Consider the following 17,827-nt stretch of genomic DNA (forward strand, 5'->3'; position numbering starts at 1 on the left):
CTAAGTTGATGATGTCGCCATCGACTTGGAGCCGCTGTGGCTTGAAGTTCGTTTCCAACTTCCGTTTGCCGGTCCAGAGGCACCGAGAGAACATCGTACACAAAGAGACGGTGGCCGATCGCTACCCAAAAGCGAAGGAGCCGGCGCGCCGATAGTGGTAGGCCGAACTGCCGCGATGCGTCTGTCACCGGCACCGCCCATTGGATACCACCCCTGCCGACGGGTCTGACCAAGGACGCGCGGTTGCGAGTTCCGGCCGCGAAATCCGGCTCGGTGCGGCGCATGCAGGCAACGGATCAACGGCTTTTTGCGGTATTCGGGTCAAAGCTCGCCAATGCACCCGAACCAGCTTCCTACTGCGAGGAAGGCATCCGATCGCCCGTCGCGCCTGCTTATTCTTTCGAGGATAGCAAGTTCAGCACAATGAACGATGAGCACGACTTCTGGAATCGCTCCATTCTGCGCCAAGCTAGTGTCGATTTCGACCGGTCGCCCTTCCTGCCGCGGGTAGAGATGAGGGTGCCAAGGAGAGTAGGCAGTCTGATGAACGAAATGCTGCAGCTGCGCCAATTCATCACAGATCCACGAGAGCAGCGATCGATAGCGACGACCTTACGAAGAAGGCGTTGGGCGGAATTCCAGCGGCGCTTCCCCGATATCGAAAGGATGCGGGTGATCGACCTCGGCGGAACGGTGGTTCACTGGGAGAGAAGTCCGGTTCGCCCTAGATCGGTCACCGTAGTCAATCTCCTGCCTCAGACGAGCAGGACTGGCTGGATCACAGCCGTTCAGGGCGACGCTTGCAATCCGCCCGCAGAAATCCGGGCCATGGAATTTGACATCGTATATTCGAATTCTTTGATTGAACATGTGGGTGGGCACGCTCGCCGCGACGACCTCGCTTCGGTCATCCACGGCTTGGCGTCGTGCCACTGGGTGCAAACCCCCTATAGGTATTTTCCGATTGAGCCGCATTACCTTTTTCCAGGCTTGCAGTTCCTGCCCCAAGCAGCCCGCGCCAAGTTGATCCGACGCTGGCCATTGTCACCGTCGCGGCCGGACAAAGGACAGGCAGTCAGGGATGTTCTGGAGATTGAGCTCCTGTCCAAGACCGAGATGAGGTACCACTTTCCCCGTTCTGACCTTTTCAAGGAGCGGGTCCTGGGGATGACCAAATCGATTGTCGCCGTCGCCTCTTGAGGCGGCTGCATTGTTAACCGGCGTGCAATTCTGACCAGGCAAGGGGTGTAACCGGCGTCCAAAATTGACCACCCCCCTACCCTGCGCAGCCATTGAAGGCGGCGCGGAGAGAATCTGGGGTGTGGTGGATCTCGTCAATCGGCTCGACGCTAAAAAGCGCGAAGGTCGCGCGGGGCGCCTGGCCACGCGCCTGCTGCATCAGGATGCCATCGTGCTCGATGAACTCGGCTATCTACCGTTCTCGCAGGACGGACGGTGGCGCGTTGCTGTTCCATCTCATCAGCAAGCTCTATGAGCGCGTCTCGCTCATCGTCACCACGAACCTGTCGTTCGGGGATTGGATCGGGTGTGTTCGGCGATGCCAAGATGACCACCGCACTGCTCGACCGGCTCACACAACGCTGCGAGATCATCGAATCCGGCAACGACAGCTATCGGTTCAAGAAGCGAAGATGCTTCGAGTGGCTAGGGACCTGCAGAACTATTTTTACACGCGCGCGAACCGAAATCGTTGCCGCGGCCCTCTTATCCTGTAAGCGCGTCATCTCGCTCGCGACTTGGGAGAATTTTCCATGCTCTACGTCAAAAATATACCTGCCTGGGAACGCGCAGTACGCGTTGTCGCCGGCTTGGCTATGATCGCCTGCGGCCTATTCGGCCTCAAGGGGTTAGCGATCGGCTACCTGATCGCCGCCGTTGGCACCTTCACACTGCTTACGGGATTCGTCGGCTTCTGTCCCATGTGCGCCATGGTCGGCCGGCGCCTCGGCACCAAGAAATAGGTGATCGCGTGCATGCGTCGAAGTATGACCTCGCACTGATCGAGGCGGCTCGCGGTGGCGACAGGCAAGCCATTGTGACTTTGTTGGCCGTTGCTCAGCCCAACATTCGACGCTATGCGCGGCGCAGTTGCAACGCGGCCGACGATGTCGATGACGTGGTGCAGGAAACATTGTGGCTGCTTCACCGCCGCGTCGGAACGCTGCGCGCATTGAGCTCAATATCGGGCTGGTTGGTCGCGGTGGTACGCCGCGAATGCTTGCGCATGGCCGCGCGCATGGGGAAGCCGGTCAATCTGGATGAAGCATTGCTGGATGCGGCCAATGAGGACCGGCTGACACATTTGCCACAGCACGAACTCCGACTCGACCTCTCGCGGGCGATTCAGTCGCTGCCCGAAAACTATCGCGAGGTGGTGCTGCTGCGCGATATCGAGGAAATGACGGTCGATGAGATCGCCGCCACGCTCAATTTCACTCGCGAGAGCGTCAAGCGCCGGCTGCGCCGCGCCCGGGCGCTGCTGCGCGAATACCTCTTGAATTAGGAGAACTCCCGTGAGCCTATCGTCCAAACCCTTGCCCAAGACGATGTTTGCAAGCGGTAGTCTTGTCGAACATCTGGCCCGCGGTGTCGTTGGCATCTGCGCCTTGAGTTACGCGATATCGATCTCGGCGCAACACCCAGTCTATTCGTTGGCCCTGGGTGGTGTGTCGCTGCTGGCTTTTCGCGGCTGCCCCATGTGCTGGACCATCGGCTTTGTCGAGACAACGTACCGACAATTCAAGCGCCACAACTCGTAGAAAAAGTTCCGTACGTGGGTCGCGCCAGGATCGCGTTGGAGTGAGCTATGCTGGACTCGCATCGTCGAGCCAACGTTCGCGCTCGCGATCCAGAACCAACCGTTCTCCGGTCGGATTAACTTGAGCAACCGGTGCCGCGAGTGTGACGACCAGAACCAGGCGGGCAGCGGCTGGAATGACAACCAAAGCGACCGCGCTCGCGGCCGGCGATAGTTGCGTCGATACCAATAGGCCAAGCTGGCACGAATAGGCGCGCGACAGCCGTCCGCCTCCAGCGCACAACGATCGGATATCCTCGTCCAGAGATTCGTGGCACCGAAAAACGCGAACGATTGCAGATTGTCAGGTCGTCACGGTGCCCGGCCTCACCGCGCGGTCCTTACCTTCTCGGAATTTGCGCTTCGCCAAGCGGTTCGGAGGCGCTTGAGCGAATGCCATACGAGAGTGTCGCGGAGGGACATCTTCAATTTACGCACCAGCAGATCGACCTGGCCGCGCAACGTTCTTGGGGTCTCGATCTGGTGAAGTGTTATCGCCACGTCGCAATACTCCTTCTTGTAATCCTCGTCGCCAAGACCTTGATCGAACTCTTTCATGCCTGCGCCTATCGCCCACTCAATCAAGTAATTGAGCAAGTGGCGACCGGGTGAGAAGCGAACCCATTCGCCCTCTTCGAAGCTCGGCATCATGTAGTAGAATCTACTATCGTCCTTATATCCCCAGTGCACCGCCAGCACGCTGGCGTCCAAATTCAACGACGAAATATGGACGTGGCCTTGGGGGGCAAGATCGAGCGCGGCCTGGCGAAAAAAGGCGCGATACCCCGGTCGCTCCATTCCGTCGACGCCAGTCGTTTCGATATAGCGCCGTGACTTCTGTCTCATCATCGCGTCGAGCATCTCCTCCCGCTCGGAGGATGTGCTCGCGATCCTGAAGGTGACAGTGCCGCGCTCACCGAGCTTGCGAAGCTTGCGCCGCGTGTCCTGCGCTCGCGGAAGGCGCTTGGCGACAAACTCGTCGACACTGCCGGGCAGGCGCATGACATATCCGCTATGGGGATAGCGCGCCGTGATCAAGGGCATCAACGGATTGTCGATGTCGAACACGCGGTCAGGCATCTTCTCGACAACCGCTATGTCGAAAGGTGGGGCAATAATTGCGATCGCATCCCACAACTTGCCGACGAATGAAGGGCTCCAGTCTTTGACGTGCGGAAACAGGACCGGCGCATTGTAGTCGCTGACGCCGCCGTCCAAGAACGACAGGACCTTCAGGCCGGATCTGCGCTTCTCGATGCCAAGCGGGAAAAGCGCATGAGGGACACCGTCTTGGTCCACGACCGCGACAAACAATGGCTGCGTGCCGCGCGCCTGCCCGATTGTGTCACACCAAACGTTTAGGAAGTCGGCTGTCTGGAAAACGAACGCGCGGGCCGAGCCCCGATTGGCCATGGTGGGCCATATGGCCGCAAAATCCCGGCACAAATCGCTTGCTACGACAACCAGGGAAGAACCTTCGATCGGCGCGCTGCGGATCATCCGAGGCAATCAATGATCGAGTGATGGACTGCGCCAGCCTCGTACTTGCGCGACGATCCTGCCTCTGGTGAGGCTCCAAGCCTCCATTCCCATGAAAGATTGTCGGCCCCTGAACAGTTCGCCACAACGTCTCGGACCCCAACAACCACAGGCAACGCCCTTCGCGCTCCGTCGCACCAACGGATTATCATCATCTGTCCACGCCGGTTCGAAGCATACCTGAACAAAAGGCGCACATTGCTGACCTGTTGGCCGACTCGATGCATTCGTCCCCTGATATATGCTCCTGCGTCGGGCATTCGGCTGCATGGCGTGCACTGGTCGCGTTTCATTCAATATGCTCGAGGGAAGAATTGCCGCAGCAGACCCGGAACAGCCCCCCGAAGGCCGCAAAATGATCACTGTCATCATCCCACATCTCGACCAGCACGAAATGCTCAGACGCTGTCTTGCATCCCTGCAGGCTCAGCGGCCGCCGCAGCAGAAAGTCGAGATCATCGTCGTCGACAACGGATCGAGACAGATGCCGACCGACCTTTGCGCCTCCTTTCCCGCTGTCACGCTCCTTCTCGAGCGCACACCTGGTCCGGGGCCAGCGCGCAACCGCGGCGCAGCCCATGCGAGCGGCGAAACGCTGGCTTTCATTGACGCGGACTGCATCGCCCATCCCGACTGGCTTTACGAAATAGAACGCTGCTTTGCCGAACGAGCCGATATTGGAATCATAGGCGGCGACGTCAGGATTGCGCGCCAGGACTCAAGCAAACTTACGCTTCTCGAAGCCTATGAAAGCGTCTTTGCCTACCGCATGCGCGAATACATCGCCAAGCAGGGGTATACAGGGACGGGCAATCTGGCGATGCGTGCTGGAATTCTGTCTTCGGTTGGACCGTTCGGAGGCATCGAGATCGCGGAAGATCGCGACTGGGGGCAGCGGGCGCTCAGCAAAGGCTTCCGCACGCACTACCGCAAGCAGATGATCGTGTTCCATCCCGCGCGCCGGAATCTCGCTGAGATCGCCGCAAAATGGGATCGGCACGTCGCTCACGATTTTAATCGGGTACGCTCCACACGAGGCTGGCGGCCGCGCTGGATCCTGCGCAGTTTCGCAGTCGCGCTTTCGCCCGCGGCAGAGTTGTTCCGGATCGGCTTTTCCGATCGCATCGAAGGCCCAAGGGCGCGCATGCTTGCGATGTATGGTGTGATCCTGGTTCGCCTTTATCGATGCAAAGTTATGCTCGCTCTTGCATTCGGAGCAGACGCCTCGCGCATCGTCGACAAATGGAACCGCGCCTGAGCGCGCGGGCAGAAAACCGAATCACGGCTTCCTTGGAGCAGCTGGCCTGGCTCGTTGATACGCGGCGATCAGGTTCGGCACTTGATAACTCCACGCAAGTTCCCGTTGCAAACGGTCGCGGCCGTAGTTACCCATAACCTTGCGCTGTTCGGGGCTGCCAAGCAGCCATTCAATCTTGTCGGCAAAGTCGACCGGATCATCCGGACGGGCGTAGAGAGAGGCCGTGCGCGCCGAGAAGCGGCCCTCGGTGACGTCGAATTGCACGATCGGTTTGCTGAAAGCCATGTACTCCAGGATCTTGTTCATGGTGGACTGGTCGTTCATCGGATTGACGCGATCCGGATTGACGCACACATCGGCCGTCGAAAGCACGGTGAAGAGCATGTCATCGGGGACCCGACCGGTGAACGTGACATAGTCATTCAGCCCCAAGCTTTGGCAGTATTCCTTGAGGTTGCCTAGTTGCGGGCCACCGCCGACAAGAACGAACTGGACGTCCTGCCGGCCTCGCTCGTGAACGAGATGGTTGACGCTCCGCAGAAGAAGGTCGATGCCTTCTTGCTCCCCCATCACACCGACATAACCCACAAGAAACTTGCGCCCCTTCTTGAGGCCGGGGTCGGGGCAGTCGGTCTTCAAGCGTGTCAGGTCCGGACCGGACCGCACCACGAACACGTCGCTTTCGCGCTTCCTGCCTCGGGTAAGCGCGATCCTTCTGTAGCTCTCATTGGTCGAAATGACCACGTCGGCGCATTTGAATGTAATCCATTCGAGCATGCACAGAAGCCGCCAGAGCCGCCCGCGCTTGCCGAATTTCGCCTCGTAGAGCTCGGGGTTGATGTCGTGATGGTCGAAAATGAAGCGTTTGCCAAGCAACTTGAACGGCAGCGCGACGAGAAATATGAGATCAGGTGGGTTGCAAGCATGAATGGTCTCGAACCCATGCCTGAACAGGATTTTCCATGCCAAGCGGGTCTCGTGCCAGAGCGCCGCACCGTATTCGAAAAGGAACTCCGATGCGCCTTTCGCTTCGACTGGCAAGTCATGCCTGTAGATGTGGATGCCCTCCAGCGTCTCTTCACGCTCTTCCGCCCCCTTGCCGACAGGGCAAATGATGGAAACTTCCGCGCCCGCGTCACGCAATGCACGCGCTTCCTGCCAAACGCGCCGGTCGAAAGGCACCGGTAGGTTTTCGACAATCATCAAGACCTTGCGGGCAGAAAGGCTGCCGGGCCGAGTTTGTTCGGCCCCAATCGAGATGGCGGACATCTCTCTCCCCTAAGCCACGGCACGCATGACGTCGAACGGCAGGTCAGCATCACCCGGCTGAGCAGGCTCTTCCCGGGACGCGGAAGGGGCTGGTAGCCTGTTTGCGCTATCCGACAGCGCGTTGAGGTCGATCACGCTCTGCGCCTTCGAGAAGGAAAGCATGCCGGCTGTGCGGTTTGCGAAAATTACCCGATCATAGCGGCGCGCTTCAGCCTGCTTTTTGCTCACCAGCAAGGTTCCGAACTGCGGGAGCCACGACCAGGCGTAGCCCAGATTGGCGCCGACCAACTTGCCGGCGTCGATGGCCGGATCGAAAATCGACAGTCTGTAGCGTTCCCTCAGCAGGCTACGCGCAAGGTCGATATTGGGGCTTTCTCTCAGGTCATCCGTTCCAGCCTTGAAAGCCAGCCCTGCAAGCAGCACCGATGCTCCCGGCTTCAGACCTTTCGTGGCGAGTTGGAACAAGCAGTATTTATGGGCATCGTTGGAGCGTATGAGCGAGTCGATCAAAGGCGCATTGACGCCGCAGTCCGCCACGATGTTCTGCAATGCACGGACGTCCTTTGGCAGACACGAGCCACCGAATGCTCCGCCAGGCCTCAGGTAGTACGGGGAAATGTTCAGCTTGGTGTCGGAAACAAAGATCTCGTGCACCTTCGACGGGTCGACGTCGAGTTGAAGGCTGATCCGGCCGATCTCGTTGGCGAACGCGACCTTCATCGCATGCCAGCTGTTGTCGACAAATTTTGTCATCTCGGCTTCCGCGAACCGTGTAACGAAGCGCGGTGCTTCGAGGCCGGCAAAAAGCTCTTCGATGACCGGATTTGGCTCACCGTCCGATGTCCCGATAACTACTTTCGGGGGCCGGAAATAGTCATTGACGGCCGAAGATTCCCTCAGAAATTCCGGGCAGTACAGGAGTTCCACGCAGCCCGGCTTGTCGGCCAGAAATCCCGCGAAGATCGGAGCAATCAGGCCTTCCATCGTCCCGGGCCTTACCGTCGAGCGGTAGACCACGCTGAGCGGCTTGGTTCGACCATTTCCCAGGTGAAGCGCTATTTCCTTCGAGACTTCGGTAACAAACCCCAGGTCGTGGGCGCCGTCCGGTCCGCTCGGCGTGCCGACACACACAATTGCGACGTCGCAGTCTTCAAGCTTGTCTTCAACGTCGACGAAAGCGGAGATGCGATGGTCTGCCAGCCCGCGCAGCAGCATTTCGCCAAGTCCTGGCTCGATGATCGGCGCAATACCGGAGTTGACGCCGGCGACCTTGCGGGCGTTGACATCGAACCCGAGTACTTCATGGCCCTGGTGTGCCAAACAACACAGGGTGGTAAATCCAACATAGCCGAGTCCGAAGACAGCTACTTTCATGACGCTTTAGCCCCGCAACATTTTTGGGTTGGGCGGAGATCGCCTTTCGCAATCCAAGTGTTTCAACTCCGGGCGATTTGAGGAGCTATCCGTTGAGCGAAGCGACCGCTCCTTTATGGGTAAGATAACCTTTGAGCATGATCGAATGGGGGGTGTTCCCGGTATTGAGATCGCGACCACCCCGGAAAAGTCCGTCGCATAAACGAGCCTGCCCGATCGGGTGATGCTGGGGAGCCGCCAAGTCGGTTGAGGAATGGAGACAACGAGTTCATGATGAGAGGGTTCTGGAAGATATAGAATTTGTATTCTATGTGCCGGGAGCCAGCGAGGTCACCATTTCAGGCTATCGGCTGATAAGAGATCGAAAAGAAAAAGGCGGTTATAGGAAACTAGGTGTGGCTGAATCGAGAGAGCGCTTCATCAACTTCCACGGCATAGGCATAGCCCCGCCCGGTATCGAAAAAGCCGAACTGGATTACTGGTGGGATGCGGATCCATTTTTCGCCGCCTTGGACAAAGTTTCTACGGCCGCGAGCGACTACCCCGTCCTCATCACCTTTGACGACGGCAATGAAAGTGACCTCGACATTGCGTTGCCCGCACTTCTGGAAAGGAACCTCGCCGCGGCGTTTTTTGTTTGCGCAGGGCGAGTGGGAACCCGTGGGTACCTAAATGCATCGGCAATCAGGCGACTTCTTCAGGAGGGTATGCGGATCGGGAGCCACGGTATGCACCATCTCGACTGGAGCAAGCTCGATGATACTCGGCTGCACATCGAAACAGTGGATGCCAAGCGCAAGCTGGAAGACATCTGCGGTTGCGAGATCGGTGAGGTCAGTATTCCTTTCGGCCGCTATGATCGCCGCGTTCTGAAAAAACTGAAAGCTGAAGGGTACGGCCGCGTCTACACGTCGGGGCGCGGCATCGCGACCCGGGAAGCCTGGTTGAAGCCGCGCAACACGCTGGACCGTTCATGGCAATGGAAGGACATCCCAAAGGACCTAGCGCTCCAGGACTCTTATCTCAGGCGGTTGCGCTCCAGCCTCTCGCATGCTCGCAAGTCTGTTTGGTAACTCCGGCTGCGCCCTATTATCGTTGCGTCTAGTAAGCATTTAGCCCGCGTAAAACAGCAGACGGTGTTTGCAGGATTATGCGAATGTCCAGCCAGATGCTCCACCTCTCTATATAGAGCATGTCCATCTGGATCCGGTTCGTCATCAGGTCGACTTCCGGCGTTGCGCCGCGGAATCCGCTTACCTGCGCCCAGCCTGTAATGCCCGGCTTCATCTGACGGCGAAAGGCGTAGTTGGCGATCGCCCGACCGAATTCGCTGTCATGCGAAGCCGCATGCGGTCTCGGTCCAACGACCGACATGTCGCCTATGAGAACGTTCAGCAACTGCGGCAGCTCGTCTATGCTGGTTCGGCGAAGCCAACGGCCAAAGGTTGTGGTGCGTTTGTCCTCGGAAGTCGCTTGCCGGATTCCAGGGCCGTCCTCCAGGACATTCATGGTCCTGAACTTGTATATCTTGAAGGCCTTTCCGTTGAAGCCTATGCGGGTCTGCCTGAACAGCACTGGACCGCGCGAGTCGAGCTGGATCATCACGGCAATAAGTGTCATGAACGGCCAAAGCAGCGCCAAAGCGACCATCGAGATGGCGATGTCCATAAGCCTCTTCGCTGCTCGCTGGACTATAGTGAGCGGTGGATGCTGCAGTTCCACGAGAGCCGACGAGCCCACTATCTGAGCGGGCTGCTTTACAAAATCTGCCAACCAGTCCGGCGCAATAAGCGAGACGGGCAAGGGAAGCTGGCGCAGAAGCGTTAGATGGAGTTTGAGCCGCTGCCAATCTTGAACATCGGCCGCTATGAGTATCTCATCGACATCCGAGTTCTGCGCGATCGCGACTGCCAGTTCGATCCGCTGCCTTATCAGCGCTTCGTCATCCGGTGCCCCGAGGTTCAATCGATATTCGATGTGGATTCCATGCCGCTGCAGTTCAGAGGCCGCGTTGGCTTCGGGAGAGGCCCCTTGGTGGATCAACAGCGCTTTGCGGCCTGCCGTGGTTCCTTTCGCAGAATCTCTGCGGACAAACAGCCGCCAGCACACCCGATGAGCCAAAAGCCAGATCAGTCCTTCGAGCGCCAAGGCGACGCCAGTTTCCGGAGCAACCTCCTTGCCCAGAGCAAAGGTGCTCACGCCGAGGAGCGTCACCGTGCATAGCCATAGTGACGTAGCGACGTGGAGCCGCATGTTTTCGGAAAGAATTGTAGAAGGCTGGTAGAGACCGGCCAGCTTCGCCGAGCACACGAATAGCGCGCAGGCGATGGGTGCGATACCCAGTGTGAGCATCGCCACCGATCCTCCATCCCCGCCCGATTGCGCGCACCAGATGGCGCACGCCGCGGTGATGGCCAACGTATCCCCTATGATAGCCAGCGGGGGTACCGACCGGTACGAAACGAGGGAACGTCCGGAAGGGCTGGCTACAAACTCCCTTGCCGTATCAAAACTAGCGATCGGCGACATATCCATTTTAAATACACCGAACAGTGCTGACGAAAGGCAGGCTGCTACGCCCCACTCCTGCACATTATCTGGTTGGTCCGGCGCTGCGTAAAACGCCTACAAAAGTGCGCCGGGCGCATCCCAGTTATTCAGAAGGAGTAGTTGGTAGGGGCTTGCGCTATTGCGGCGCCACAGCACCCTTGCGGTACCACTGCACGGTTCGCCTGAGACCCTCGTCGAGCGAGGTTTTAGCCACCCAGCCGAGCCGCGCGAACGCACACTCGGTGTCGGCGATCACCTCGTTTTCAGCCGGCCGGTCGGGAAACGCACCGAAAACAGGAGCGGGTGCGGAGCCAACGATTGCAACAATCCTCTCGACGATTTCGCGAACAGAGACGAGTCGGCCAGATCCGAGGTCGATCGTATTCCCCTCAATCCCCTTTGTCGTCGCCGCCAAAACGAACCCGTCGATCACATCGTTCACATAAATCCAGTCAGCCTTGCGCTTTCCGCTGGTCACCTCGGGTGCGGTTTCGCCAAGGAGCGACTTGATTACGCTCGGGATGAGCTTGGCAGGTGCCTGGCGCGGTCCGTAGACCATGAATGGCTGTAGAATGACCACCGGTGCCTGGAAGAGGGTGTGAAACATGCGTCCGTAGCCCGACGCCGCCCATTTCGCCGCTGCGTAGGGTGAATATGGAGTGGGGTGCGCGAGACCCGGCTGGGGTTCGGTAAAGGAGCCGCTTAGGATAATGCGGCCGCTGCCGGCCTCCGTTCCGGCCATCAGCACGTTGAGCGTGCTGGTCAACAGGCTTTGGTAAGTCGGTACAACCAATTCAAGGTCGGGGCTCGCGCCAACCGCGCCGGCCAAATGATAGATAATGTCCGGTTTCACTGCGGCAACAACGCGACGAGCCGTCGAGAGATCGGCCATGTTGGCTTCCCACCAGATCGGTCCGTGATCGTCTTTCTCTCGTTTGAAACGTGAGGTCGCGTGAACTTCGCAGCCAAGTCCAAGGAGTCGTTGGCAAAGATGAGAGCCAAGGAAGCCACTCCCGCCGGTGATCAGAACCTTGAGGTCTGTGGTCTTTGGATTTTGGTGGACCATCTCGGCCGACCCTCCATCTCCGGCGACTGGGCTATCGCCCTCATCCCTAGTCTTGACTCACAGGTGTCGATGAGACGAAGCGGCCCTGATTTCCGCGCAGGCGCCTAAGCAGCAAATGCCTTGAGTCTGACAGTTGCGCACGTCCGGCCCTGATTGTTTCCTTCGCCCAGAAGCGGCGAAGCGCCATTTCGCATCGACGTACCTGATCCTCTGTAAGCGTTGCTGAACCGACGATATCGCGAAGATCGCGATAGGTGCGGGACGGCCAGGTTCTGAGTTCTTCGCTACGGGTGGGATCAAGACGCCGGCGGAATGCAACTCGGTCCAGGCCGCGACGCGGCTTCTGCGTACGGTTCGCGAGCCGATCGGGGATGTGAATGATCGGCCCTGCCAGCGCCAGTTCCGCGCATATGAGCCAGTCTGTCTGCTCGGAGCGGCGAAGCATGCGCGTTTCCAGGAGCCGGGAGCGTCGATACATGCCGTAGATCGGGTCATACTTGGCGTCGCCGGCATGGTAAAACCACAACATCCTTTCAAACCGCCGGGCTGCGTCGCCCGAGCTTGGGTATTCCCCCCGGTAGTCCTCCCACCTTGTTGCACCCTCGGGCGAGTAAATGGTGAAGCCGGTGGTCAGGCCAATCGCGTCAGATCGGTCTTCAAGCGTCTTCACGCATGTGGAGAGACAGCCCGGCTCGAGCCAGTCATCGGCGCTGACCCAGCGGAAGAATGTGCCACGCGCCAGGCGCAGCACCCGGTTCATGTTCTCGATGACGCCAACGTTGAAGGGGTTGACGTTCAGCCGGATACGTCGATCGACCCGGGCATAGGTTGCAATCGTTTCTGTCACTCCGTCGTCAGATGCATTGTCGGAAACGATAAGTTCGAAATCCTCGAAATCCTGGCGGAGGATGGATTCTATGCAGTTTTCCACCCACCCTTTTCCATTGCGGACCGCGAGGCCGATGCTCAGCCGTGGAACACTTTCGCTCATCTGCTTGCTCCAAGATTGGCGGCTGTATCGGCAATTCGATCTGGCGATGCAGGCTTCAGCGCCGACAGGACATCCAGGTAGAACTTCTTTTGCCCCAGGACGACCAGGAGCAGACAGGCGTACACCGTCCCCATGACGATCCCGCCCACTAGAAGCCGAAGGAGCGGCGTGAGCGACGGCTCAAGATAGAACGCCGCCTCCAGTCCCGCACCGGTCGCCACGATACTGGCCAGCAGTGGCCGCCAGACCGCAGCAAAGAGATCGAAGGGCGACAGAAGCGTCCCCTTCGCGCACCAGAAGATATGCGGCACCACCCACACGGTCATAGCCGCAGAAACGGCGAGCGCCACACCGTTGGCTCCGTAAGGGAGACCCATGATGACTGCCAGGCAAACCAGCACGGCGATGGCGTATGCCATCTTTAGGCTGCGTCCCTGGAGACCCGTCGACTGGAGGAACCATCCCGTTGGATTGATGATCCCGAAAACCAGGATCGTCGGGGCGAGCAAGCGGAAGATCGGCGTCACAGCGTGCCACTTGTGTCCAAGGACAACGGTGATGATCTCGTCCGCGAAGGTTGCACAGAACATTGTCGTTGGAAGTGTAAGACTGTTGACGAGCGTATATCCCTTGAGGAAATACGCTCTGCAGCGCACGGGATCGCCCTGCAACCTGGACAAGGCGGAAAAGGCCACTCCACCGACTGCCGACAGCAACGTCGAGTTCGGTATATTGATGAGCTGATAGCCTCGCCCATAGATGCCCAGGGCGTCTGCCCCAAGATAGCGCCCGATCATCAGCTTGTCGAAACTATAGGCCAGATGGACGACCAGATTATTGAACGTGATCGTAGCCCCGAACCTTAGCATGGACCGCACGTTGGAGAGCCTTCCGGGCTTTCCCGGACGCCAGGAAGTCGAGAGCCACATAAGAAGGGTCATCGTCGCCGGCTGAATGAGTGCGGACCCAACCAGCGCCCAATAGCCAAAGCCGCAAAAGGCCATTCCAAGCCCGGTCGCAACGCCGGCTAGCTGGGCAACTGTCTCTATGACAGCCAGAACCCCATAGCGCAGCGAGCGTTGAAGAAGTGCAAGATGCTGCACCCCGGAGGCATTGAACAAGAAACCGGCCGCCAGCGCGGCAGTCACCGAAAGGAGGCGAGGCTCTTGGTAGAAAACAACCAGGAAAGGCGCGATGATGACACAGAGCACGCCAAGGGCGACGCCGACTCCCACGTTGACCCAAAAAAGGGTCGATACATATTCATCGCTGATATCGGCCTTTTGAACCGTCGCCGCCGAGAGTCCAGCGGTGGCGAAAAGGTCGAAGAAGCCGGTAACCACCGTCACCATGGCGACCAGTCCGAAATCCGTCGGCTCCAGGAGGCGCGCCATCGCGGCGACAAAGCCGAGCCGCAGAACAAAGGAAACCCCTTGCCCGCAAAGCTTGGCAAACGCGCCCCGCAGCGATTTTCCCTTCAGTTCCTCCAGCTTCGAACTCCTTGCAAGAAGAAGAAGACGTACGATCCGAGACTTGTGATGGTGCCACAGTCAAGTTACCGGGCGGCGTGAGCCTACCGCCAAGACCCTGCCAGCTTATGGCTCGCGCGGGCACCTCCCCACACCGCGGGTGCCCGGTATCAATTGTGATTAGTCGGTGCCCGTTTGAATTAGTTCCGAAGAGCCAGGGATGCGGCCCGAAGCGGCGTCGAGGTATCTGGGCGTTGCTCGGTCCCGGTGAAGTGCGGGACACGATCCGGTTCCTTTGCCTGATAAATCCAGCAGCTGACCAGAACGGCGAGCACAGGACGTCGACGCGCCGTCAATGTGCAGAAGTTTGTGGGCATGGCCGACAGATCTAAACCCTTCATCCGATTGGGTCACTCGCCTTGAGACAAAATCATGCGAAGGTCGAAACAGCACCATGCATTCTGCAGGAGGAACAATGCGAGTTCTGGTCACGGGCCATCAAGGCTATATCGGCTCTGTGATGGTGCCCATGCTGATCGCTGCAGGGCACGACGTCATAGGTTACGATGCCAATCTGTACGAGCGTTGCACCTTTGCCCCCGCAGGCAAGCTCACCAATGTTCCGAGCATATGCAAGGACGTCCGCGACGCGAGCCGAGAGGACTTCGTCAATGTCGAGGCCGTCATCCACCTTGCAGCACTTTCCAACGACCCGCTGGGCAACCTCAACCCCGACATCACCTTCGCGATCAATCATCGTGCAAGCGTTCAAGTCGCGCATGTCGCCAAGGCAGCGGGAGTGCGGCGCTTCCTGTTTGCCTCCTCATGCAGCAATTATGGGGTTTCCGAGAACGACCTGATAGATGAGACCGGCGACCTCAATCCGGTCACAGCCTATGGAAAATCCAAGGTTCTGGCGGAACGAGGCATTTCGGCGCTGGCCGACGCCGATTTCTGCCCGGTCTACTTCCGGCCGGCGACCGCCTATGGCGTTTCGCCGCGCATACGTTTCGACATTGTGCTCAACAATCTGATGGCGTGGGCCATTTCGGAAAAGCTGCTCTATCTCAAATCGGATGGAACGCCCTGGCGACCGCTCGTGCATGTCGAGGATATATGCCGAGCCTTCATCGCAGGTCTTGCGGCACCGACCGAAGCGGTCTGGAACCAAGCGTTCAATGTTGGATCCACGGAGCACAACTACCGGATCCGTGACATCGCGGACATCGTCACCGAAGTCGTCCCCGGCTGCCAACTCACCTTCGCCAGCGATGCTGGACCGGACAAGCGCTCGTATCGTGTCGACTTCAGCAAGCTTGCTCGCGTGCTGCCTGACGCAATCCCTCGCCACAACGCCCGAAGCGGGGCGGAGCAACTTCTCAGCGTGCTCAAGTCATCACGACTGACGCCCGGTGAGTTCGAGGGGCCACGCTATCAGCGGATCGCTCATATCAAGCACCTGATGGCGACTGGCGTTCTCGCCGACGATCTTCGCCGCGAGGTGCACGGCCGGGCAAAAATTCCGGCCGCGATGCTGCAGTAACGATGGCGATATGGATGACGGCGCTCAACAGCTGAATACTTCTGCCCGATTGGGCGAGGAGATTTACGAACTTGCCGTAGAACTCTTCCCGATAGCGCGCAGCATCACTGGTCCCGGCGTTCGCGATACGCTGCGCGTTTTGTCACGCCATCTGCCGATCGAGTTGCATGAGGTTGCGACGGAAACGCCCGTCTTCGATTGGGTGATACCAAAAGAATGGATTATCCGCGAGGCCTACATCGAGAATGAACTCGGCAACCGGATCGTCGATTTCCGGCATTCCAATCTCCATGTCCTGAATTACAGCGTTCCGGTCGACAAGGTGGTGAGCCTCGCCGAGCTGAAGGAACATGTCTTCACGATACCGGAGCAGCCCGACCTTACTCCCTACCGTACCTCCTATTATTCGGAACGGTGGGGATTCTGCATGCCGCACAATCTCCTGATGTCACTTCCAGAAGGTCGCTACCGGGTTCACATCGATAGCGAACTTAGGCAAGGCGCGCTGACGTACGGCGAATACCTCCATAACGGCACGAGCGACCGCGAATTCCTGCTGACCACCCATATCTGCCACCCCTCCATGGCGAACGACAATTGCTCGGGCCTGGCTTTGCTGACGGTCCTGGCGGGAAAGCTCCGCGCACGTCAGACACGCTATAGCTATCGCTTCCTCTTCATTCCCGGAACTATTGGCTCCCTGGCATGGCTCGCAGCTAATGAGGATAAAATCCCACGAATCGACCACGGCCTCGTGGTCTCTTGCGTCGGCGACAGCCAGGGCCCTACGTACAAACGCAGCCGCCGCGGTGATGCCTTCATCGACCGGGCGATGGCACACGTCCTTTCCCACCTTCCGGGGCAATCGGCCAAGGTGGTGGATTTTAGCCCGTACGGCTACGACGAGCGCCAGTTCTGCTCGCCCGGCTTCAACATGCCTGTCGGCCTGTTCCAACGCGGTGCCCACGGCACCTTTCCGCAATATCACACCTCCGCCGACAATCTTGATTTCATTCGTGCGGAGCATTTGGCCCATTCATACGACATACTTACGGACGTAATCGACGTCGTCGAGGAAGACTGGGTTCCTCTCAACCTCAGCCCGAAGGGCGAGCCCCAGCTTGGCAGGCGCGGCTTATACGCGGCGCTTGGAGGTCTTCAAGCTTCCAGTCATGGGGCGATGCCAATGCTATGGGTTCTCAATCTAGCGGACGGCAGCAATTCGTTGCTAGCTATGGCCGAGCGGTCCGCACTTCCCTTCGCCGATGTCGCCGAGGCTGCCCGGCTTTTGCGCGAACACGGGCTGTTGTCAGCTCAGTAGCTCAGCATGGCGCGCTTCGGCTGTGAGCAGCGGCCAATGCCTGTCGCGATCCGACAATATGCTGGGTGAAGCAGGCCAGTCGATCGCCAGGCATGGGTCATCGAATCGTAAGCCGCTCGCAGCCCCCGGCGCATAGAACTCGGAAATCATGTAACTCACCGTCGAGTCGGGCCCGAGCGTCTGAAAGCCGTGGGCGAACCCGCTGGGGATGTAGAGCATGCAGCGGTTACTAGCCGTCAGCTCAAACCCCTCCCATTTCAGGTAGCTTGGCGATTGTGGACGCAGATCCACAATGACGTCGTAGATAGCTCCTGCAATACAACTAACCAGTTTTACCTCTGCATGGGGCGGATTCTGGAAGTGCATGCCGCGCAGCGTATGCTTGTGCTGCGAATAGGACATGCTGTGCTGGACGAAGCTGGTGTTCAATCCTTGGTCGGCAAACTCAGAAACGCAAAAAGTACGGGTAAAAAACCCACGCTGATCCCAGATGGGTTCCGGTTCGACCAACATTGGCCCGCCGAGCGAAGACGGATGAAAACGCACGCGAAGCTCCTATCGACGATCCTCAGCCTACACTGCCGGCGGTGCATCGCAGCAAAAGCTATCTTGCTGTGGCTCCACACGAA

The 17,827-nt window shown here is 58.7% G+C and carries 16 protein-coding genes and 1 pseudogene; 9 read left to right on the top strand and 8 right to left on the bottom strand.

All coding sequences use genetic code 11. The annotated features are described in order from the left end of the window. Positions 1-282: 282 nt before the first annotated feature. The 5 genes and pseudogenes from AC0L2L_RS09980 to AC0L2L_RS10000 all read left to right on the top strand — a co-directional run bounded on the left by AC0L2L_RS09980 (position 283) and on the right by AC0L2L_RS10000 (position 2,780). The gene (locus AC0L2L_RS09980) at positions 283-1,200 is read left to right on the top strand and encodes a hypothetical protein (RefSeq protein ID WP_473577930.1); all 918 of its coding nucleotides are present in this window, start codon (positions 283-285) and stop codon (positions 1,198-1,200) included. Between the two features lie 115 nt (positions 1,201-1,315). Continuing rightward, positions 1,316-1,839 (top strand): annotated as a pseudogene (locus AC0L2L_RS09985) (ATP-binding protein); the annotation flags it as partial. Further along, the gene (locus AC0L2L_RS09990) at positions 1,773-1,982 is read left to right on the top strand and encodes a YgaP family membrane protein (protein WP_473577932.1); all 210 of its coding nucleotides are present in this window, start codon (positions 1,773-1,775) and stop codon (positions 1,980-1,982) included. The pseudogene AC0L2L_RS09985 and the gene AC0L2L_RS09990, both read left to right, overlap by 67 nt. Positions 1,983-1,990: 8 nt before the next feature. Beyond that, a complete protein-coding gene (locus tag AC0L2L_RS09995) occupies positions 1,991-2,524 on the top strand; it encodes an RNA polymerase sigma factor (RefSeq protein ID WP_473577933.1) in 534 nt (177 codons plus the stop codon). A 10-nt stretch (positions 2,525-2,534) separates the two neighbouring features. After that, positions 2,535-2,780: a hypothetical protein gene (locus AC0L2L_RS10000; protein WP_473577935.1), complete on the top strand. Its 246-nt coding sequence runs from the start codon at positions 2,535-2,537 to the stop codon at positions 2,778-2,780. A 365-nt stretch (positions 2,781-3,145) separates the two neighbouring features. On the opposite strand, the gene AC0L2L_RS10005 is transcribed toward AC0L2L_RS10000, so the two are convergent. Then, positions 3,146-4,318: a GNAT family N-acetyltransferase gene (locus tag AC0L2L_RS10005; RefSeq protein ID WP_473577937.1), complete on the bottom strand. Its 1,173-nt coding sequence runs from the start codon at positions 4,316-4,318 to the stop codon at positions 3,146-3,148. Positions 4,319-4,712: 394 nt separating this feature from the next. Between AC0L2L_RS10005 and AC0L2L_RS10010 the strand changes: the two genes are divergently transcribed. Next, on the top strand, positions 4,713-5,615 hold the full coding sequence (locus tag AC0L2L_RS10010) for a glycosyltransferase family 2 protein (RefSeq protein ID WP_473577938.1): 903 nt from the start codon (positions 4,713-4,715) through the stop codon (positions 5,613-5,615). Between the two features lie 21 nt (positions 5,616-5,636). Here the strand turns inward: AC0L2L_RS10010 and AC0L2L_RS10015 are convergent, their stop codons facing one another. After that, positions 5,637-6,884 (bottom strand): glycosyltransferase family 4 protein, encoded by a 1,248-nt coding sequence (locus AC0L2L_RS10015; RefSeq protein ID WP_473577940.1) that lies wholly within the window; start codon positions 6,882-6,884, stop codon positions 5,637-5,639. A 9-nt stretch (positions 6,885-6,893) separates the two neighbouring features. Further along, a complete protein-coding gene (locus AC0L2L_RS10020; protein WP_473577942.1) occupies positions 6,894-8,258 on the bottom strand; it encodes a nucleotide sugar dehydrogenase in 1,365 nt (454 codons plus the stop codon). A gap of 395 nt (positions 8,259-8,653) precedes the next feature. Between AC0L2L_RS10020 and AC0L2L_RS10025 the strand changes: the two genes are divergently transcribed. Then, positions 8,654-9,331 (top strand): polysaccharide deacetylase family protein, encoded by a 678-nt coding sequence (locus AC0L2L_RS10025; RefSeq protein WP_473577944.1) that lies wholly within the window; start codon positions 8,654-8,656, stop codon positions 9,329-9,331. A 28-nt stretch (positions 9,332-9,359) separates the two neighbouring features. Here the strand turns inward: AC0L2L_RS10025 and AC0L2L_RS10030 are convergent, their stop codons facing one another. From AC0L2L_RS10030 to AC0L2L_RS10045, 4 genes are all read right to left on the bottom strand, one after another. Continuing rightward, positions 9,360-10,676 (bottom strand): exopolysaccharide biosynthesis polyprenyl glycosylphosphotransferase, encoded by a 1,317-nt coding sequence (locus tag AC0L2L_RS10030; protein WP_473577946.1) that lies wholly within the window; start codon positions 10,674-10,676, stop codon positions 9,360-9,362. A gap of 268 nt (positions 10,677-10,944) precedes the next feature. Beyond that, positions 10,945-11,874: an NAD-dependent epimerase/dehydratase family protein gene (locus AC0L2L_RS10035; RefSeq protein ID WP_473577948.1), complete on the bottom strand. Its 930-nt coding sequence runs from the start codon at positions 11,872-11,874 to the stop codon at positions 10,945-10,947. Positions 11,875-11,920: 46 nt separating this feature from the next. Then, positions 11,921-12,865 (bottom strand): glycosyltransferase family 2 protein, encoded by a 945-nt coding sequence (locus AC0L2L_RS10040; RefSeq protein ID WP_473577950.1) that lies wholly within the window; start codon positions 12,863-12,865, stop codon positions 11,921-11,923. Continuing rightward, the gene (locus tag AC0L2L_RS10045) at positions 12,862-14,415 is read right to left on the bottom strand and encodes a lipopolysaccharide biosynthesis protein (RefSeq protein WP_473577988.1); all 1,554 of its coding nucleotides are present in this window, start codon (positions 14,413-14,415) and stop codon (positions 12,862-12,864) included. The genes AC0L2L_RS10040 and AC0L2L_RS10045 overlap by 4 nt, the downstream gene beginning before the upstream one ends. A 394-nt stretch (positions 14,416-14,809) precedes the next feature. Here AC0L2L_RS10045 and AC0L2L_RS10050 point away from each other — a divergent pair, with 394 nt between their 5' ends. Both AC0L2L_RS10050 and AC0L2L_RS10055 read left to right on the top strand, forming a co-directional pair. Next, positions 14,810-15,877 carry an NAD-dependent epimerase/dehydratase family protein gene (locus AC0L2L_RS10050; RefSeq protein ID WP_473577990.1) on the top strand — a complete coding sequence of 356 codons (1,068 nt, stop codon included), beginning with the start codon at positions 14,810-14,812 and terminating at the stop codon, positions 15,875-15,877. A 10-nt stretch (positions 15,878-15,887) separates the two neighbouring features. Then, entirely contained in the window at positions 15,888-17,198 is a 1,311-nt protein-coding gene (locus AC0L2L_RS10055; protein ID WP_473577952.1) for a DUF4910 domain-containing protein, read from the top strand. Here the strand turns inward: AC0L2L_RS10055 and rfbC are convergent. Further along, entirely contained in the window at positions 17,187-17,744 is a 558-nt protein-coding gene (gene rfbC / locus AC0L2L_RS10060) for a dTDP-4-dehydrorhamnose 3,5-epimerase (protein ID WP_473577954.1), read from the bottom strand. The two genes, AC0L2L_RS10055 and rfbC, sit on opposite strands and share 12 nt — an antisense overlap. Between the last annotated feature and the right edge of the window lie 83 nt (positions 17,745-17,827).

This window comes from Mesorhizobium sp. WSM4832, assembly GCF_055811115.1.